We start from the raw sequence: 15,166 nt of genomic DNA, 5'->3' as shown, positions 1-15,166 counted from the left end.
ACCTCAACGGTGCTCGAGGTCAAGGTTTCCGGGACTCTTCTCAGCCGAGATTGTCGAGTGCGTGCCGGGCCTTCTCGACCCGCCGCTCCGCCGCCTCCAGTTCGCGTTCTCCCCGGCGCACCGCCTCCGCCGAGGCCTTCTCCGCGTTCCGGGTGAACTGCCGCTCCTGCTCGGCGTGTTCGAGTTCGCCGCGCAGTTCCTCGATCCGGTGGTCGATCTCGGTCAGCGTGGATCGCGCCTGCCCGAGTTCGATGTTCGCGTCGTCCAGCGCGCCGCGGATCTCGTCGGCCCCGGACGTGGCGTCCGCCAGTTCCGCCTCGGCCGCCGCGCGTGCGGCGTCGAGATCACGCTCCTGCGATTTCTTCGCCTTCTTCGGCTTTTCGGCCGGCGGCGTGGAGGCAGGCTCGGATTTCGGCGGCTTCTTCGCCGTCTTTCCCTGGACGACGGTGAGTCCGGCAGGCCCGAAACCACTGTAGGTCGCCGCCGTCACCACCCGACCGCGCCGCACCTGCTCGGCGGTGTCGGCGTCGGCGAGGGCGGCGTGCAGCGTCTGGCCGACATCGCGCAGCGCGTCCTCGCCGACGGTCCGGCCCCGGTCGGCGGCGAGCTCACCCGCCTTGCGCGCCAACGCCCGGACCACCTGCTGTCGCTGCGTCGTCAGCCGCCGAAGGTCCGGGCCGGACAGGTGCCGCTGCGCATCGCGGAGGGCGTCGCCGAGGGCGAGGAGCGCACCCACCTCGTCGGGTAGTTCGCGGGCGAGCAGGTTGACGAGCCAGCCGACGACCGTCGGCTTCCGCAGTTTCCCGATCTCGGTGGCCAGTGCGCGGTCCTTGTTGTCCCGCGCCGCCGTCACCTGCGCCGTGCGCGCCTCGACGAACTCACCGGGGTCGAGGCCGTACAGTTCGTCGGCGACGTCGTCGAGGGTCACGGCACCATACTTTCACCGCGACCGTCCCGGCCGGGCCGACTCGGGTCAGGCCAGTCGTTCCGCTGCGGCCGCGATGCGTTCGTCGTCGGCCGTGAGCGCGATCCGCACGTGGGTGCCGCCGCCGGGACCGTAGAACTCCCCCGGCGCCACGAGAATGCCCCGCTCGGCGAACCACTCGACGGTGTCCCGGCAGGCTTCGCCGCGGGTCGCCCACAGGTACAGCCCGGCCTCGGAATCGTCGACGGTGAATCCGGCGCCGCGCACCGCGGCGAGAAGGATCTCGCGGCGCCGGCGGTACCGCTCACGCTGCTCGTTCTCGTGGTCGTCGTCGCTGAGCGCGGCGGTCATCGCCGACTGGATCGGCAACGGCACCATCATGCCCGCATGCTTGCGGACCTCGAGGAGTTCGGCGACCAACGCCGGGTCACCGGTGACGAAGCCCGCGCGGTAGCTCGCGAGGTTGGACGTCTTCGACAGCGAGTGCACCGCGAGGAGACCGGTGAGATCGCCGTCGTTCACCCGCTCGTCGAGGATGGAGAGGGCTTCCCCTTCCCAGGTCAACCCCAGGTAGCACTCGTCGGACGCCACGATGGCGCCCCGGCTGCGCGCCCAGTCGACCACCTTCCGCAGGTGGTCGAGGCCGAGCACCTTGCCGGTGGGATTGGACGGCGAGTTCACGAAGATCAGCGACGCGCCCTCGGGACCGAGGCGGTTCAGACCGTCGGCGCGGATCACCCGCGCACCCGCGAGGAGCGCACCCACCTCGTAGGTGGGGTACGCGAGTTCCGGAATGACCACGAGGTCGTCGGCGCCGAGCCCGAGAAGGCGTGGCAGCCAGGCGATGAGCTCCTTCGTGCCGATCGCGGGCAGCACCGCCGCCGGGTCGATGCCGGTGATTCCGTAGCGGCGGCGCAGCGCCTCGACCGCGGCGTTGCGGAGTTCGTCCGTGCCGTGCGTCGTCGGATATCCCGGCACCGCGGCGACCGCGGTCAGCGCCTCCTGGATGATCGGGGCCACCGGATCGACCGGGGTTCCCACCGACAGGTTGACGATGCCACCCGGGTGGGCGAAGGCCTTCGCCTTCGCCGACTCGAGCGAGTCCCACGGAAAGTCGGGAAGTGCTGCGGCTACCGGGATACGAGGCACCTCTAGTCCTCGCCCATGGGGGGCAGCGCCTTGACGAACGGCGGGTCGTAGTCGACCTTGCCCAGCTTCGCCGCTCCGCCGGGGGAACCGAGGTCGTCGAAGAAGTCGACGTTCGCGGCAATGTAGCCGTTCCACTGGTCCGGGACGTCGTCTTCGTAGAAGATGGCTTCGACGGGGCAGACGGGTTCACAGGCGCCGCAGTCCACGCATTCGTCCGGATGGATGTAGAGCATCCGCCCGCCCTCGTAGATGCAGTCGACAGGGCATTCCTCGATACACGCCTTGTCCAGCACATCCACGCACGGTTCAGCAATCGTGTAGGGCACTGCCGCTCTCCCTGCCTTTCTGACACGAGTAAGCACGAGGTACGGGCCGCTTGTACCTCGCGGAAGAAATCATTATCGCCTGCCCGGCGGACCCCTTTGCGGTGAGGGTTACCTGACCCGGCGGACCGCCGCGGGCAGCGACGCCCGGGCCGCGATCCGTTTCTCGGCCTGTTTCACGGCTCTCACCAGCGCACCCCGTTCGCCGAGATACCCGGCCACCACACCGACCACCGGAATGTTCCCCAGCAGCGCGTAGGTCCCGCCCGGTTGCGGGCGCTTGTCGAGTTCGTCACTGAGCACCCGCACCGTGCCCGCGGTGCGCCACAGCGCGCCGATCAGTCCGAACGGGCGCCACACCGATGCACCCTGCGCCGAAGCGGATGGCGGCGTCGCGCCGGCGAGCACCGCGGACGCGTCCGTCTCACGCCGGCAGAGCACGGACGCCAGCAAGTCCACCTGCTCGGACCGGTTCGTGACGCCGTGCTCCCGGGCCACTGCGACGAGCACGACGGCCTGATTCGCAAATCCGAGCACGTCCTGGATCGGGAGCCGGTTGAGGAGCACACCGAACATGCCCGGGGACGCGACCGCGATCGTGTTCAGCGCGCCGATCCGCGTCACCCACCACCGTGCCCGCTCGTCGTCGCTCGCCTTCTCCCACGACGCCGTCCCCGGGAACCGCACGGTGTCGAGCACCCAGGCGACGCCGTCGAGCAGCGCCTCCGCGGCGCCCCGTTCCGCCGCTGTCGGGGTGAACGTCCGGCCCTTGATGCCGAACGGATCCGTGAGGGCCAGATCGAGCACGGGGTTGATGCCCCGCGCGGCGCGATCCAGAATGCCGACGACGGTGTCGTCGCCCAGCCGATGCGTCTCGCTCATGCGGCCGGCGACCGTCCCTCGCGTCGTGCGTGTGTGGTGGTGCGTTCGCGGGCCGGGCGGCCGATGCCCTCGGCGATGGCCCGCAGTTCTTCGACGGTCTTCTCCGATCCGTGCTCGGATCCCGCCATCCGGGAGATGGTCTCCTCCATCAGGGTGCCCCCGAGATCGTTCGCCCCACCCTGCAACATCACCTGGGTGCCGGTGACACCCAACTTGACCCAGCTGGTCTGAATGTTCGGGATCCGCCCGTGCAACATGATCCGCGCCAGCGCGTGCACCGCCCGGTTGTCCCGGTTGGTCGGACCCGGCCGCGACGCCCCCGCCAGATACAGCGGCGCACTCTGATGCACGAACGGCAACGGCACGAACTCGGTGAACCCACCGGTGCGGTCCTGAATCCCGGACAGCACCCGCAGATGCCCCACCCAGTGCTTCGGGTTGTCGACGTGCCCGTACATCATCGTCGAACTCGACCGCAGACCGATCTCGTGCGCGGTGGTCACCACCTCCACCCAGGTGGCGGTGGGCAGCTTGCCCTTCGTGAGCACCCACCGCACCTCGTCGTCGAGGATCTCCGCCGCGGTGCCGGGAATGGTGTCCAGACCGGCCTCGCGCAGTTCGGTCAGCCAGTCCCGGATGCTCTGCCCGCCCCGGGAGGCGCCGTTGACGATCTCCATCGGCGAAAACGCGTGCACATGCATCGACGGGACCCGCTTCTTCACCGCCCGCACCAGATCCGCATACCCGGTGACCGGCAGTTCCGGGTCGATACCGCCCTGCATGCACACCTCCGTCGCCCCCGCGACGTGCGCCTCCCAGGCCCGGTCCGCGACCTCGTCGGTGGACAGTGTGAACGCGTCCGCGTCCCCCTTGCGCTGCGCGAACGCGCAGAACCGGCACCCGGTGTAGCAGATGTTGGTGAAGTTGATGTTCCGGTTCACCACATACGTCACCTCGTCCCCGACCGCGTCCCGACGCAGCGCATCGGCCAACGCCACCACCGCCTCGAGCCCGGCCCCGTCCGCGGTCGCCAACGCCAGGTACTCGTCGTCCGACAGCCCCGCCGGGTCGCGTTCGGCGCTGCGCAGCGCCGCCAGGACGTCGGTGTCCACCCGCACCGGCCCGGACAACTCCAGCACCTGCTCGCGGACGGTCTCCCAGTCCCCGAACGCGCTGCCCAGGTCGCTGCGGGTGTCGGTGTTGCGGCCGGCGGTGTCGATCTCGGTGTTCAGATCCACCCGGCCCGCCGACTCCCACGACTCGTCCGGCTCCTGCCACGGCAAGCCGACCGGGATGGTGCCGACCTTGGCGAGCCCGGTCTGCGGGTCCGCCAACGCCTGCACGTGCCCGGTGATCCGCGGATCGATCCACGGCGCCCCGGCCAGCACGAACTGCGGCTGCGCCGCAGTGCGCTCGGTCAGCTCGAACCCGGCGGCCGCGGTGATCTCGGCCAGGGTGTCCAGGTTCGGCCACGGCCGCTCCGGGTTCACGTGGTCCGGGGTCAGCGGCGACACCCCACCCCAGTCGTCGACCCCGGCCCTCAGCAGCGCGGCGCACTCGGTGGTCGACACCAGATTCGGCGGCGACTGGATCCGCATCCCCGGGCCCAGCAGCAACCGGGACACCGCGATCGTCGCGGTGAACTCCTCGAGACCGGCGTCCGGGGCATCGCGCATCGCGGTGTCCGGTTTGGCCAGGAAGTTCTGCACGATCACCTCCTGGACGTGCCCGAACGCCTTGTGCGACTTCCGGATCGCCATGATCGACTCGGCCCGCTCCCGGACCGTCTCACCGATCCCGACCAGGATGCCCGTCGTGAACGGCACACTGAGCCGGCCCGCGTCGGTCAGCGTGCGCAACCGCACCGCCGGATCCTTGTCGGGGCTGCCGTAATGGCACTCGCCCTTGTCGGTGAACAACCGGGTCGAGGTGGTCTCGAGCATCATCCCCATCGACGGGGCCACCGGCTTGAGCCGGGAGATCTCCTCCCAGCTCATCACACCCGGGTTCAGGTGCGGCAGCAGCCCGGTCTCCTCGAGCACCCGGATCGACATCGCCCGCAGGTAGTCCAGCGTCGAGTCGTAGCCCCGCTCGTCCAGCCACTGCTTGGCCTCCGGCCACCGATCCTCCGGCCGGTCACCGAGGGTGAACAGGGCCTCCTTGCAGCCCAATTCGGCGCCCTGCCGGGCGATCTCGAGGACCTCGTCCGGTTCCAGATACGCCCCGCGCCCCTCCGCCCGCAGTTTGCCCGGCACCGTCACGAACGTGCAGTAATGGCACTTGTCCCGGCACAACCGCGTCAGCGGGATGAACACCTTCCGCGAATACGTCACCGCCCGGGGTCGACCCGCCGCCAGCAACCCGGCATCGCGCACCTTCGCCGCCGACGAACACAGATCCACCAGATCGTCGCCGCGGGCCTGCAACAACACCGTCGCCTCGTCCACGTTCAACGTGGCACCGTCCCGCGCCCGCCGCAACACCCGCCGCATCGCGGACGCGGACGGTGCCACTTCCTGCGCCGATGCGCCGGACGGGGGTGCCGCCGGAACACCCGGCATGGGAAGCATCGTGGGCCGGCCGGACTCTTCACCTGAATGGGTCACCCAGCGATCATGCGCCATCGACGACGAGCCGTGCCACCCAGACTCCGTGAGCGGCGAGGATCGCTACCCGCGCGGGTAGTCCTCGTCGACCGGAACCGCCCGGCTCTGCTCGGCGGCGTCCGCCTCGTTCACCTCCAGCGACGACACTTCTTCGACCTCGTCGGAATTGTCGTCGTCGACGGCGATCTCCTGCTCGAGCCGGTCCGCCTCGGGAACCTCCGGAGAATCGGCCGCATCGAATGACGTCATGTCTGCGCTCCTTTCACTTCGGGGGTCCTCCCACCATAGGTCCGTTCTCGACAGAATGGCGGGGCACGGCCAAAGTAGGGGCATGAGTGTGCCCACCACCGTCACCATGGCGGAACCGCTGTGGCGGCCCAGCCCCAAAGCCAAGCAGCTGTGGGCAATCAACGCCGCCCTCCTCTGGTTTCCCGTCTTCGTCGTGCAGGCCGTCGCTCTCGTCTTCCACTGGTGGCCCGTGTGGGTGCACGTCACGGTCCTCGCGATCACCGTCGTGCTCGCGATCGTCCACGTCGCCGTCGTCCCGCTCTGGCGGTACCGGGTTCATCGGTGGGAGATCAGCGACACCGCGGTCTACACGCGCAGCGGCTGGTTCACCCAGGAACGGCGCATCGCGCCCATCTCCCGGATCCAGACCGTCGACACCGAACGCGGACCCATCGACCGCATGCTGGGGCTCGCGACCGTCACCGTCACGACGGCGTCGTCCGCCGGTGCCGTCAAGATCTCCGCCCTCGATCAGGACACCGCCGACAGCACCGTCGCGCGGCTCACCGAGATCGCCGGCACCAATGTCGGTGACGCCACATGAGTGCGGCACCGGAACCGGGCGTCGCGCCGCCCATCGCGCAGGGCGAGGCGGCGGTCGCCGCGGAGGAGGAGCAACCCTGGTTGCGTCTGGACCGCCGGATGCTGCTGGTCCACCCCGTCAACGAGATCGTCAAACTTCTGCCGGTGTTGCTGATTTCGCTGGTGATCGGCACCCAGAGCGGCAACCACGTGTGGAGTCTCGTCGCCATCGTCGTGTTCGTGGTGTTCGGCGTCTCGCGCTGGTTCACGACGAGTTACCGCATCGGCCCGGTCCACGTGCAACTGCGGCAGGGCCTGTTCCGCAAACGCCTGCTGTCCGTACCGCGCAACCGGATCCGCTCCGTCGACGTGGAGGCGGGCGTCCTGCACCGGCTGCTCGGGCTGTCGATCGTGCGCATCGGCACCGGCCGGCAGGTGGGGTCCACACCGGACGCGGCGAAGTTCGAACTCAACGCGCTCTCCACCGGGCTGGTGCCCGACCTGCGCGCCGCGCTTCTCGCCCGTCAGCCCTCCCCCGAGGTCGAGCACACCGCGGTCACGCAGGAACCCGCGGTGACCGAGATCGGCCACTGGACCCCCGCCTGGGTGCGCTACGCCCCGTTCTCGGTGACCGGGGTGGTGACCATCGCGGCGATCGTCGGACTCGCGTTCCAGTACGGAATCGGCGCGAAGATCGCCCGCTCCTCGACGGTGGCCGAGGGGATCGAATCCGCCGAGCGCGTCGGGATCGCCGTGGCCGTCGTCGTCGGCATCGTCGTCCTCCTGATCGCCGCCAGCGGCCTCGCGTGCGTCCGGTACCTGCTGACGTACGGCAACATGACGCTGACGGACAACGGCCGCACCCTGCACGTCAGCCACGGCCTGCTGAAGACCCGCCAGAGCACCCTGGACCGCGCCCGTTTGCGCGGAACGACCCTGAAGGAACCACTTCTCCTGCGGCTCGCCGGCGGCGCCCGACTGGATGCCGTGATGACCGGTGTCAGCGCCGAGAGGCACGAGTCCTCCCTCCTGCTCCCCCAGGCGCCGCGCGCGGAGGCCGAGCGGGTGATGGCCACCGTCATCGGCGACCACCGCCAGGCCGCGGTCCCGCTCACCCCGCACGGGCCGGTCGCGCAGCGGCGGCGCTACACCCGGGCCCTGATCCCCGCGGAGATCGCGCTCGCCGCCGCCCTCGTGTTCCTGATCCTCGACCGGCCCGTGTTCTGGGCGGTGTGGGCCGGGATCGTGGTGCTCGCCGTCGGCGGCGTGGCGCTGGCGTGGGATCGGTACCGCGGTCTCGGTCACGCGGTGCTGCCCGGGTGGTTGATCACCCGCAGCGGCTCCCTCGACCGCGCCCGGGACAGCCTCGAGGCCGACGGCATCATCGGGTGGACCGTGCGCCAGACGTTCTTCCAGCGGCGGGCCGGGGTGGCGACCGTCATCGCCGCGACCCCCGCCGGCACCGGAAAGTACCTGGTGATCGATCTGCCTGCCGATCAGGCGTGGTCGCTCATCGAGTCGGTGATACCCGGCGGAGGTGACGTGTGGGCGCGGCGCTGACCGACATCGCCGGTCTCGACGCCCACCTCATCGACTGCCGGGCGTGCCCACGCCTCGTCGAATGGCGGGAGACGGTCGCACGCGAGAAGCGCGCGTCGTTTCGCGACGAGACCTATTGGGGCCGTCCGGTTCCCGGATTCGGTCCGGCCGACGCGTCCCTGCTGATCGTGGGCCTCGCGCCCGCCGCGCACGGCGCGAACCGGACCGGGCGCATGTTCACCGGAGACCGCAGCGGCGATTTCCTCTACGCCGCCCTGCACGCCGTGGGTCTCGCGAGCCAGCCGACGGCCACCCACATCGGCGACGGCCTCGAACTGTTCGGCGTCCGGATCACGTCCCCGGTGCACTGCGCGCCGCCCGCGAACAAGCCCACCCCGCAGGAACGCGACAACTGCCGCCACTGGCTCGATACCGAACTGCGCATCCTGCAACCCGGTCTGCGGTCGGTGATCGTGCTCGGCGGGTTCGGCTGGCAGTCGCTGCTCCCCGTCCTCGACGACGCCGGCTGGGCCGTCCCCCGGCCGCGACCCAAGTTCGGGCACGGCGCGCACGTCGAACTGGCCGGCGCCGAACGTCCCCTGCACCTGTTCGGGTGCTACCACGTCAGCCAGCAGAACACGTTCACCGGACGTCTCACCCCCGCCATGCTCGAGTCGGTGCTCTCCGACGCCGCACGCGTGGCCGGGCTGCCCAGATCCCCGGACGAACGGGACGCCCGTTCGATCTGACGCAACGGACGTCCCGTTCGTCCGGTGGGGAGGACCGTCAGCGCCGCTTCGGGAGCTCCTCGATGATGTATTTGGCCATGCTGCCGAGCCGGGGGCGGGCGGGTTGCATGGTGTCCACCCCGAGGACGGTGAGCGGCGAGGCCGTGACGGAACCGACGCAGACGGGTGCGACCGGACCGTGGAACGCCTGCAGGAGGGCCTCGACCCGGTCAGTGTCCTTCGCGGTGCTGAGCAGCGAGGACACGGCGGGCGCACTGGTGAACGTGACGGCGTCGACCTCGGCGCGGACGATCCGGTCGAGCAGCGTCAGCAGTGGCTGCTGGTTCTCGGGTCGGATCCACCGGTACACCGACACGGCCGTCGTCTCGGCCCCGGCGCCGGCGAGGGAGACGCTGAGGTCGGTCATCGGTTCCCATTCGGTGATGGTGCCGTGCAACTGGACCGCGACGCGCAGTCCGCGCACGCCCTGGGCCACGAGGTGTTCGTGCACTTCCTCGGACGATTCGGTGTCGGGCGACCACTCCTCACGCAGGCCTGCGCCGCGCACGGCGCCCTTCGCCTTGGGACCGCGGGTGATGATCCGCGCCGACTGCAGGGCGGCGAGCAGCGCACCCTCCTCGTCCCAGGCCCGTGCCGCGTCCAGCCACCCCCGGAATCCGACGGCGGTGCTGACGACGAGGAGGTCTGGCGGCGACGCGATGATCTCGGCGGTGCGGGCGCGCAGATCGGAGTCGTCGACGAGCGGAAGCACGTGGATGGCCGGGGTGTGGACGATGGTGGCCCCGTGCCGTTCGAGGAGCGTGATGAACTCGGCGGCCCGGCGTTCCGCGGTGACGGCGATGGTCAGTCCGGAAAGTTCGTCGTTCGACATTCTCTCAGTGTGACGGACGAATCGCACTAGGCTGCCCACATGATCACAGCTGTGCACACTCTGGTCTACGCCGACGACGCCGAGGCCGCCCGCGATTTCTTCCGCGACGTGCTGGGCTGGGCGCACGTCGACGCCGGCGGCGGTTGGCTGATCTTCCGCACCGGGCCGTCCGAGATGGGTGTGCATCCCACCTCGGACGATCGGGGCGGTGAGCCGTGGTCGACCCGGCCGCATCACGAGATCTCGCTGATGTGCGAAGACATCGAGTCGACCGTGGCGGAACTCGAGGCCAAGGGTGCCGAGTTCACCCGCGGAGTCCGCGACGACGGGTACGGCCTCACCACCTCGGTGAAGATCCCCGGAGCGGGAGAGATGATGCTGTACGAGCCTCGGCACCCGGTGGCGTTCGAGCGTTAGGCCTTCGCCTGCGCGCTGCTGCGCGCCGGATTGGCCTGCTCCCCCGCCTTGGGATCGGTCTCGGACTGCTTCGTCGACACCCCGTCGGCGATCCGGTCGCCGAGCGTCTTGTCGACGTTGCGCCAGTACTCGAACGCCTTCGCCAGGATCGGTTCGCTGACACCGTTCAGCAGATGGCCGACGATGTTGTCCACCAGGCGGTCCCGGGCGGCGTCGTCGAGCACGTCACGGACCATCGTCCCGGCCTGACCCCAGTCGTCGTCCTCCTTGTGGAGTGCATAGGGCGAGCGGACCATGTCGCCGGCGCCATACCAGGTGGCGGTCTCGCCGACCTGCGACGGGTCGGCGTGCGGGCCGCCCTTGGAATTCGGCACGTACACCGGGTCCCCGGGGTTGTGGTGCCGCATGTTGCCGTCCTTCGAATACGAGTGGACGGGCACGTGCGGCCGGTTGACGGGCAGTTCCTTGTAATTGGCGCCGATCCGGTAGCGGTGGGCGTCCGGGTAGGAGAACAGCCGGCCGATGAGCATCTTGTCCGGGCTCGGTCCGATGCCGGGAACCAGATTGCTGGGTTCGAACGCGGCCTGTTCGATCTCGCAGTGGTAGTCCGTGGGGTTGCGGTCGAGGGTCATTCTGCCGACGGGGATCAGCGGGTAGTCACTGTGCGGCCACACCTTGGTGAGGTCGAACGGGTTGAACCGGTAGTCGTCCGCATCCTCGAACGGCATGATCTGCATCTTCAGCGTCCAGCTCGGGTACTCGCCGCCGTCGATGTGCTCCCACAGGTCCCGTGTGTGGTAATCGGTGTCGACGGACGCCATCTGGTCGCCCTCGTGCTGCGTGAAGAACTCGATGCCCTGGTCGGTGTGGAAGTGGTACTTCACCCAGAACTTCTCGCCGGCGGCGTTCACCCACATGTACGTGTGGCTGGAGTACCCGTTCATGTGCCGCCACGTGCGCGGGATGCCTCGATCGCCCATCAGCCAGGTGACCTGGTGCGCCGACTCCGGGGACAGCGTCCAGAAGTCCCACTGCATGTCGTGGTCGCGAAGATTGTTGTCGGCGCGCCGCTTCTGCGAGCGGATGAAGTCCTGGAACTTCATCGGGTCGCGGACGAAGAAGACGGGCGTGTTGTTTCCGACCATGTCGTAGTTGCCCTGCTCGGTGTAGAACTTCACGGCGAACCCGCGAGGGTCGCGCCACGTGTCCGGGCTGCCGCGCTCGCCGGCGACGGACGAGAATCTGATCAGCAGATCCGTCTTCTTCCCTGGCTGGAAGAGATCGGCTTTCGTGTACGCGGAGACGTCCTCGGTGACTTCGAACCGTCCGAACGCCCCGCCCCCCTTCGCGTGCGGTTGGCGTTCCGCAACGCGTTCGCGGTTGAACTGGGCCATCTTCTCGATCAGATAGTGGTCCTGGAGGAGGATGGGCCCGTCCGTCCCGATGGTGAGCGAGTGTTCGTCACTCGTGACCGGGATGCCGGCGTCGTCGGTCGTGAAGTTCTGTTCTGTCATCGCGATGCTCCTTCAGCAGACTGCTGGTCGCTACCGCGTACCCTCGCGTTCCGGAGGCGAAACAGCCCCGAAAGCCGCTTTGGCACTGACCTTCCACAGATAGACCGCCGCGGGGAGCAGCGAGCCGATCAGGAGCAGGAGCGTCCAGACGGACGCGAGCATCAGCACGTCGCCGCCCGGGCCGCCGAACATGCAGAGCAGGAAACCGGCCCCCCAGCCGGCGAGCGGCAGCACTCCCGACCTGATCCGGCCGGTCGTGGACCGGGCGGCGATCACCAGCGCCAGATTGGCGACCGCGGCGACGAGAATGCTGATCGGAAACGGCGTGGCACCGAGGTAGCTGGGTAGGAACAGCACCGACAGGACGGCGCACAGAAAACCGTCGAACACCAGCAGCGCGAGGGTGACCCTCCCCACGGCGTCGAGGTGCCCGGGTTTCGCTGCGGTGCCGACGGTCATGTGTCAATAGTGGATCAGGCGACGGGCGGGTAGCCCAGCAGGGTCAGCAAATGGCTCTGCATGTCGGCGAATCCGTACAGCACGCTGTAGTACAGGTCGTGCTGGGCCGGCCACGAGGGCCGGAGCGTATCGACGAACGCGACGATGGCGTTCTGAACATCCCAGTTGTACATCTATCGCCTCTCCTGACGGGTGCCACGCGGACTCGACCGCGGCCGCTGCGTGACGTGCGCCACAGTGTAATACGTAACGCCGGTCACAGACACCTGCGGTCAGAGACTCACGCCAGCGAAGAGGTCCCGCTCCCGGCCGTCGGCGTCCCGATCCCCGAGGGCGCCGCGGACCAGCACGAAATGCTCCTCCACCAGGATCGGCTGCGCGATGTCGTTGGAGAGCGCGTACTCGGTGCCGCTCGGCGCCACGGTCACCTGGGTGGCGTGCGCCGACAGCGCGTTCCGCTTCGCGTCGAGCACACCCCGCACGTCGATCACCGTCGTCACGTCGGCGGCCGGCACGCTCGGCAACTCGCCGGGCTCCGGCAGCCGCCAGCCGTCGGGAAGGTCGCCGATCCGGCAGAGTCCCGCCTCGAGCGCGCTCGCCTCGGTCACCGTCCAGTACAGTTTCGCGACCTCCCAGGGGACGCCCGCGTCGGGGAACTGTTCCGTTCCCGCCGCCTCGACGGCCGCCGTGACGATCCCGTGCGCCTGGATGTGGTCGGGGTGCCCGTATCCGCCGTCCGGGTCGTACGTGACGACGACGTGCGGCCGCACCTCGCGGATGACCGCCACGATCGCCGCGGTCACCGAGTCGCGGTCGGCGTTGACGAAGGCGCGCGGGTTCGCCGCCGACGCCGTGCCCGCCATGCCGGAGTCACGGAAGCGTCCCGCCCCCAGGAGGAATCGTGGCCGTCCCGCACCGAGAGACGTCAGCGCGGACGTCAGCTCGCCGATCCGGAACCCACCGAGCTGATCGGCGGCGCCGGCGACCAGGTGCGCCCACTCGTCGCCGATCACCTCACCCTCCTCGCCGAGCGTGCACGTCAGGACGTGGACGTCGGCACCCTCGGCGGCGTAGCGCGCGATGGTGCCGCCGGTGGTGAGGGTCTCGTCGTCGGGATGGGCATGGACCAGCAGAAGTCGCCGCTCACTCATTCCTTGATCCTGCTCCAGTCTGCTGCGTCACTGAATATTCCGACCGGCACGGCGCCGGTCAGCGATACCCCGTCGACGCCCGGCCCGGCCGCGACCAGCGTGCGGTCCTGCATGATCGGCAGCACCGCGGCCAGGTCCCAGAGCCTGCGGTCGGCGTCGGCGAGGGCCTGTGGCACATCACCGACTCCGCGCAGCGCGGCGTCGATGGACGGCTGCAGGGTGGGGTCGCAGACTCCCGACAGGTTGGACGGGGCCTCGGCCTCCGACACCGAATCACGTTCGGGGCCGGCGGTTTCGGTGTTCCGCTGGGTCGTCGCGACCACTGCGGGCGGACAGCTGTGCCGGGATGCCAGCGCCGTCGCCGGGTCGGACCCGGCGCGCGACCAGCCGACAACCGCTCCGATGTCGCCCTTGCTCAGCGACTCCCCGTACAACTCCTCGGCGGGCAGCGACGTCACGGTCGCGTCGATGCCGGCGCCGCGCAACTGGTCGGCCGCCGTGTTGGCGACGGCGCTCGCGGTGTCGTCGCCCTCGGGTGTCCCGATGACGAGCGTGAGCGGGACGCCCTCGCGGACGAGCCGGGTGGGCGGCACCGTACCTGCGGGAACGACGGTGCCCGGAGGTGTTTCGGCGACGTAGCCGTATTCGGCCAGCTGCGCCAGCACCTGTTCGCGGCTCGGCCGCGCGGGTGCGGTCGCGCTGTAGCCGGGATCGGACGGGGCGTAGACCTGCGAGCGCGCCGGGACCGCCGAGGCCTCGCTGCCTGCGCCGACGACGGCGAGCAGTTCGGTGTCCAGCAGGTTCAGCAGACTCTTCCGCACCCGGACGTCGGCGAGTTCGGGCACCCGGCCGTTCAGCGTGAGGTCGAGTCCGCGGGGCTGGAACGACGCACCGGTCCGCACCGTCGGGATCGCGGCGAGCTGAGCGGAAGTCGCTGTGCCCCCGTGAATCTGAACGATCTGGGTGTCGTTGTTGCGCATCGAGTCGGCGAGCTGCGACGGGGTGCCGTCGCGGCGCATCAAGATCTGGTCGGGGGTCGCCGGCTTGTCCCAGAACCGGTCGTTGCGTTCGAGCAGGATCTCGTCGCGGCCGCGGTCGATCGACTTGATGTGGAAGTGTGCGCCCGACACCGGGATGTTCTCGGCCAGTCCGGTCGCGAAACCGCCCGGGGAGTCCTTGATGAGGTGTGACGGCAGCAGGTCGGTGAAGAGTTCACGCCACGCCGGGTAGGCGGCCTTCATCACGACGGTGACCGTCTTGCCGCCACCCGAGGACCGGACGTCCTGGATCAGGTCGTAGCCGGCGGGGTCGACCACGCCGGGGGCGCTGATCATCTGCTGCCACAGGTAGCGGAAATCCTCGGCTGCGATGGGCGCGCCGTCGGACCATTGCGCTTCGTTGCGCAGCTGATACGTCACGGTGAACGGTTCCTGCGACGTGACGTCCGCGGAGATGACGAGGGAGGAGTCGGGAATCCAGATGCTGCCGCCCGGGTGCGCCGGGTCGGGCACCGGCCGGAACGGGCTCGGCAGGACGAGGGCGCTGACCGCGGAGTTCGCCGGCGACTGGTCCGACAGCAGGTGCGGGTTGAATCCGCTGCCCACGTCGTCGATCGCGACGACGACGGGCTGCTTCTCGGTCGGCGACACCGTCGGCTTGGGGCTGTCGGTGCTCTCGACCGGCGGAGGCGGATCGGCGGTGCACGACGTGAGTACCGCCGTCGACAGTGCCAGCAGGAGTGCGGTCACAGCCACACCGTTCCCGCGCCTTC

General features: G+C 69.5%; 16 protein-coding genes. 4 read left to right on the top strand and 12 right to left on the bottom strand.

Translation table 11 applies throughout. The features are described 5' to 3' along the window. Positions 1 to 40 precede the first annotated feature (40 nt). The 6 genes from JWS14_RS32490 to JWS14_RS32465 all read right to left on the bottom strand — a co-directional run bounded on the left by JWS14_RS32490 (position 41) and on the right by JWS14_RS32465 (position 6,134). Entirely contained in the window at positions 41 to 928 is an 888-nt protein-coding gene (locus JWS14_RS32490) for a hypothetical protein (RefSeq protein ID WP_206015118.1), read from the bottom strand. 45 nt (positions 929 to 973) lie between these two features. Then, positions 974 to 2,074 (bottom strand): succinyldiaminopimelate transaminase, encoded by a 1,101-nt coding sequence (gene dapC / locus JWS14_RS32485; protein ID WP_072940488.1) that lies wholly within the window; start codon positions 2,072 to 2,074, stop codon positions 974 to 976. A gap of 2 nt (positions 2,075 to 2,076) precedes the next feature. Then, positions 2,077 to 2,400, bottom strand: a complete 324-nt coding sequence (fdxA, locus tag JWS14_RS32480; RefSeq protein WP_005263360.1) for a ferredoxin — start codon at positions 2,398 to 2,400, stop codon at positions 2,077 to 2,079. A 108-nt stretch (positions 2,401 to 2,508) separates the two neighbouring features. Continuing rightward, positions 2,509 to 3,279 carry a hypothetical protein gene (locus JWS14_RS32475; protein ID WP_206015117.1) on the bottom strand — a complete coding sequence of 257 codons (771 nt, stop codon included), beginning with the start codon at positions 3,277 to 3,279 and terminating at the stop codon, positions 2,509 to 2,511. Beyond that, on the bottom strand, positions 3,276 to 5,903 hold the full coding sequence (locus tag JWS14_RS32470) for a bifunctional FO biosynthesis protein CofGH (RefSeq protein WP_206015116.1): 2,628 nt from the start codon (positions 5,901 to 5,903) through the stop codon (positions 3,276 to 3,278). The genes JWS14_RS32475 and JWS14_RS32470 overlap by 4 nt, the downstream gene beginning before the upstream one ends. A 45-nt stretch (positions 5,904 to 5,948) precedes the next feature. Then, positions 5,949 to 6,134, bottom strand: a complete 186-nt coding sequence (locus JWS14_RS32465) for a hypothetical protein (protein ID WP_015889740.1) — start codon at positions 6,132 to 6,134, stop codon at positions 5,949 to 5,951. 82 nt (positions 6,135 to 6,216) lie between these two features. Between JWS14_RS32465 and JWS14_RS32460 the strand changes: the two genes are divergently transcribed. From JWS14_RS32460 to JWS14_RS32450, 3 genes are read left to right on the top strand one after another with little or no spacing between them, the layout of a single operon-like run. After that, positions 6,217 to 6,717, top strand: a complete 501-nt coding sequence (locus JWS14_RS32460) for a PH domain-containing protein (RefSeq protein ID WP_072940497.1) — start codon at positions 6,217 to 6,219, stop codon at positions 6,715 to 6,717. Further along, positions 6,714 to 8,255: a PH domain-containing protein gene (locus JWS14_RS32455; RefSeq protein ID WP_206015115.1), complete on the top strand. Its 1,542-nt coding sequence runs from the start codon at positions 6,714 to 6,716 to the stop codon at positions 8,253 to 8,255. Before JWS14_RS32460 ends, JWS14_RS32455 begins: the two co-directional genes overlap by 4 nt. Then, a complete protein-coding gene (locus tag JWS14_RS32450) occupies positions 8,240 to 8,983 on the top strand; it encodes a uracil-DNA glycosylase (RefSeq protein ID WP_206015114.1) in 744 nt (247 codons plus the stop codon). The genes JWS14_RS32455 and JWS14_RS32450 overlap by 16 nt, the downstream gene beginning before the upstream one ends. 37 nt (positions 8,984 to 9,020) lie before the next feature. On the opposite strand, the gene JWS14_RS32445 is transcribed toward JWS14_RS32450, so the two are convergent. Beyond that, a complete protein-coding gene (locus JWS14_RS32445) occupies positions 9,021 to 9,854 on the bottom strand; it encodes a uroporphyrinogen-III synthase (RefSeq protein ID WP_072940505.1) in 834 nt (277 codons plus the stop codon). Positions 9,855 to 9,893: 39 nt separating this feature from the next. On the opposite strand from JWS14_RS32445, the gene JWS14_RS32440 reads away from it, so the two are divergent. Further along, positions 9,894 to 10,271 carry a VOC family protein gene (locus JWS14_RS32440; RefSeq protein ID WP_206015113.1) on the top strand — a complete coding sequence of 126 codons (378 nt, stop codon included), beginning with the start codon at positions 9,894 to 9,896 and terminating at the stop codon, positions 10,269 to 10,271. Here the strand turns inward: JWS14_RS32440 and JWS14_RS32435 are convergent. The 5 genes from JWS14_RS32435 to JWS14_RS32415 all read right to left on the bottom strand — a co-directional run bounded on the left by JWS14_RS32435 (position 10,268) and on the right by JWS14_RS32415 (position 15,149). Continuing rightward, complete coding sequence (locus tag JWS14_RS32435) at positions 10,268 to 11,785, bottom strand: catalase (RefSeq protein WP_072940511.1); 1,518 nt, start codon at positions 11,783 to 11,785, stop codon at positions 10,268 to 10,270. The two genes, JWS14_RS32440 and JWS14_RS32435, sit on opposite strands and share 4 nt — an antisense overlap. A gap of 30 nt (positions 11,786 to 11,815) precedes the next feature. Then, entirely contained in the window at positions 11,816 to 12,244 is a 429-nt protein-coding gene (locus JWS14_RS32430; RefSeq protein WP_206015112.1) for a hypothetical protein, read from the bottom strand. A gap of 14 nt (positions 12,245 to 12,258) precedes the next feature. Beyond that, complete coding sequence (locus JWS14_RS32425; RefSeq protein ID WP_005239161.1) at positions 12,259 to 12,417, bottom strand: hypothetical protein; 159 nt, start codon at positions 12,415 to 12,417, stop codon at positions 12,259 to 12,261. Between the two features lie 99 nt (positions 12,418 to 12,516). Then, positions 12,517 to 13,395: an N-acetyl-1-D-myo-inositol-2-amino-2-deoxy-alpha-D-glucopyranoside deacetylase gene (gene mshB / locus JWS14_RS32420; RefSeq protein ID WP_095861097.1), complete on the bottom strand. Its 879-nt coding sequence runs from the start codon at positions 13,393 to 13,395 to the stop codon at positions 12,517 to 12,519. Then, complete coding sequence (locus JWS14_RS32415; protein WP_206015111.1) at positions 13,392 to 15,149, bottom strand: ABC transporter family substrate-binding protein; 1,758 nt, start codon at positions 15,147 to 15,149, stop codon at positions 13,392 to 13,394. The genes mshB and JWS14_RS32415 overlap by 4 nt, the downstream gene beginning before the upstream one ends. Between the last annotated feature and the right edge of the window lie 17 nt (positions 15,150 to 15,166).

This window comes from Rhodococcus koreensis, assembly GCF_017068375.1.
Taxonomy (GTDB): Bacteria; Actinomycetota; Actinomycetes; order Mycobacteriales; family Mycobacteriaceae; genus Rhodococcus_F; species Rhodococcus_F koreensis.
This window is presented reverse-complemented; position numbering and strand designations above follow the sequence as displayed.

Coding starts and splice junctions, on each gene's coding strand:
- JWS14_RS32475 (WP_206015117.1), bottom strand. CDS start 3,279: ATGAGCGAGACGCATCGGCTGGGCGACGACACCGTCGTCGGCATTCTG.
- JWS14_RS32470 (WP_206015116.1), bottom strand. CDS start 5,903: ATGGCGCATGATCGCTGGGTGACCCATTCAGGTGAAGAGTCCGGCCGG.
- JWS14_RS32465 (WP_015889740.1), bottom strand. CDS start 6,134: ATGACGTCATTCGATGCGGCCGATTCTCCGGAGGTTCCCGAGGCGGAC.
- JWS14_RS32460 (WP_072940497.1), top strand. CDS start 6,217: ATGAGTGTGCCCACCACCGTCACCATGGCGGAACCGCTGTGGCGGCCC.
- JWS14_RS32455 (WP_206015115.1), top strand. CDS start 6,714: ATGAGTGCGGCACCGGAACCGGGCGTCGCGCCGCCCATCGCGCAGGGC.
- JWS14_RS32445 (WP_072940505.1), bottom strand. CDS start 9,854: ATGTCGAACGACGAACTTTCCGGACTGACCATCGCCGTCACCGCGGAA.
- JWS14_RS32440 (WP_206015113.1), top strand. CDS start 9,894: ATGATCACAGCTGTGCACACTCTGGTCTACGCCGACGACGCCGAGGCC.
- JWS14_RS32435 (WP_072940511.1), bottom strand. CDS start 11,785: ATGACAGAACAGAACTTCACGACCGACGACGCCGGCATCCCGGTCACG.
- JWS14_RS32430 (WP_206015112.1), bottom strand. CDS start 12,244: ATGACCGTCGGCACCGCAGCGAAACCCGGGCACCTCGACGCCGTGGGG.
- JWS14_RS32425 (WP_005239161.1), bottom strand. CDS start 12,417: ATGTACAACTGGGATGTTCAGAACGCCATCGTCGCGTTCGTCGATACG.
- mshB (WP_095861097.1), bottom strand. CDS start 13,395: ATGAGTGAGCGGCGACTTCTGCTGGTCCATGCCCATCCCGACGACGAG.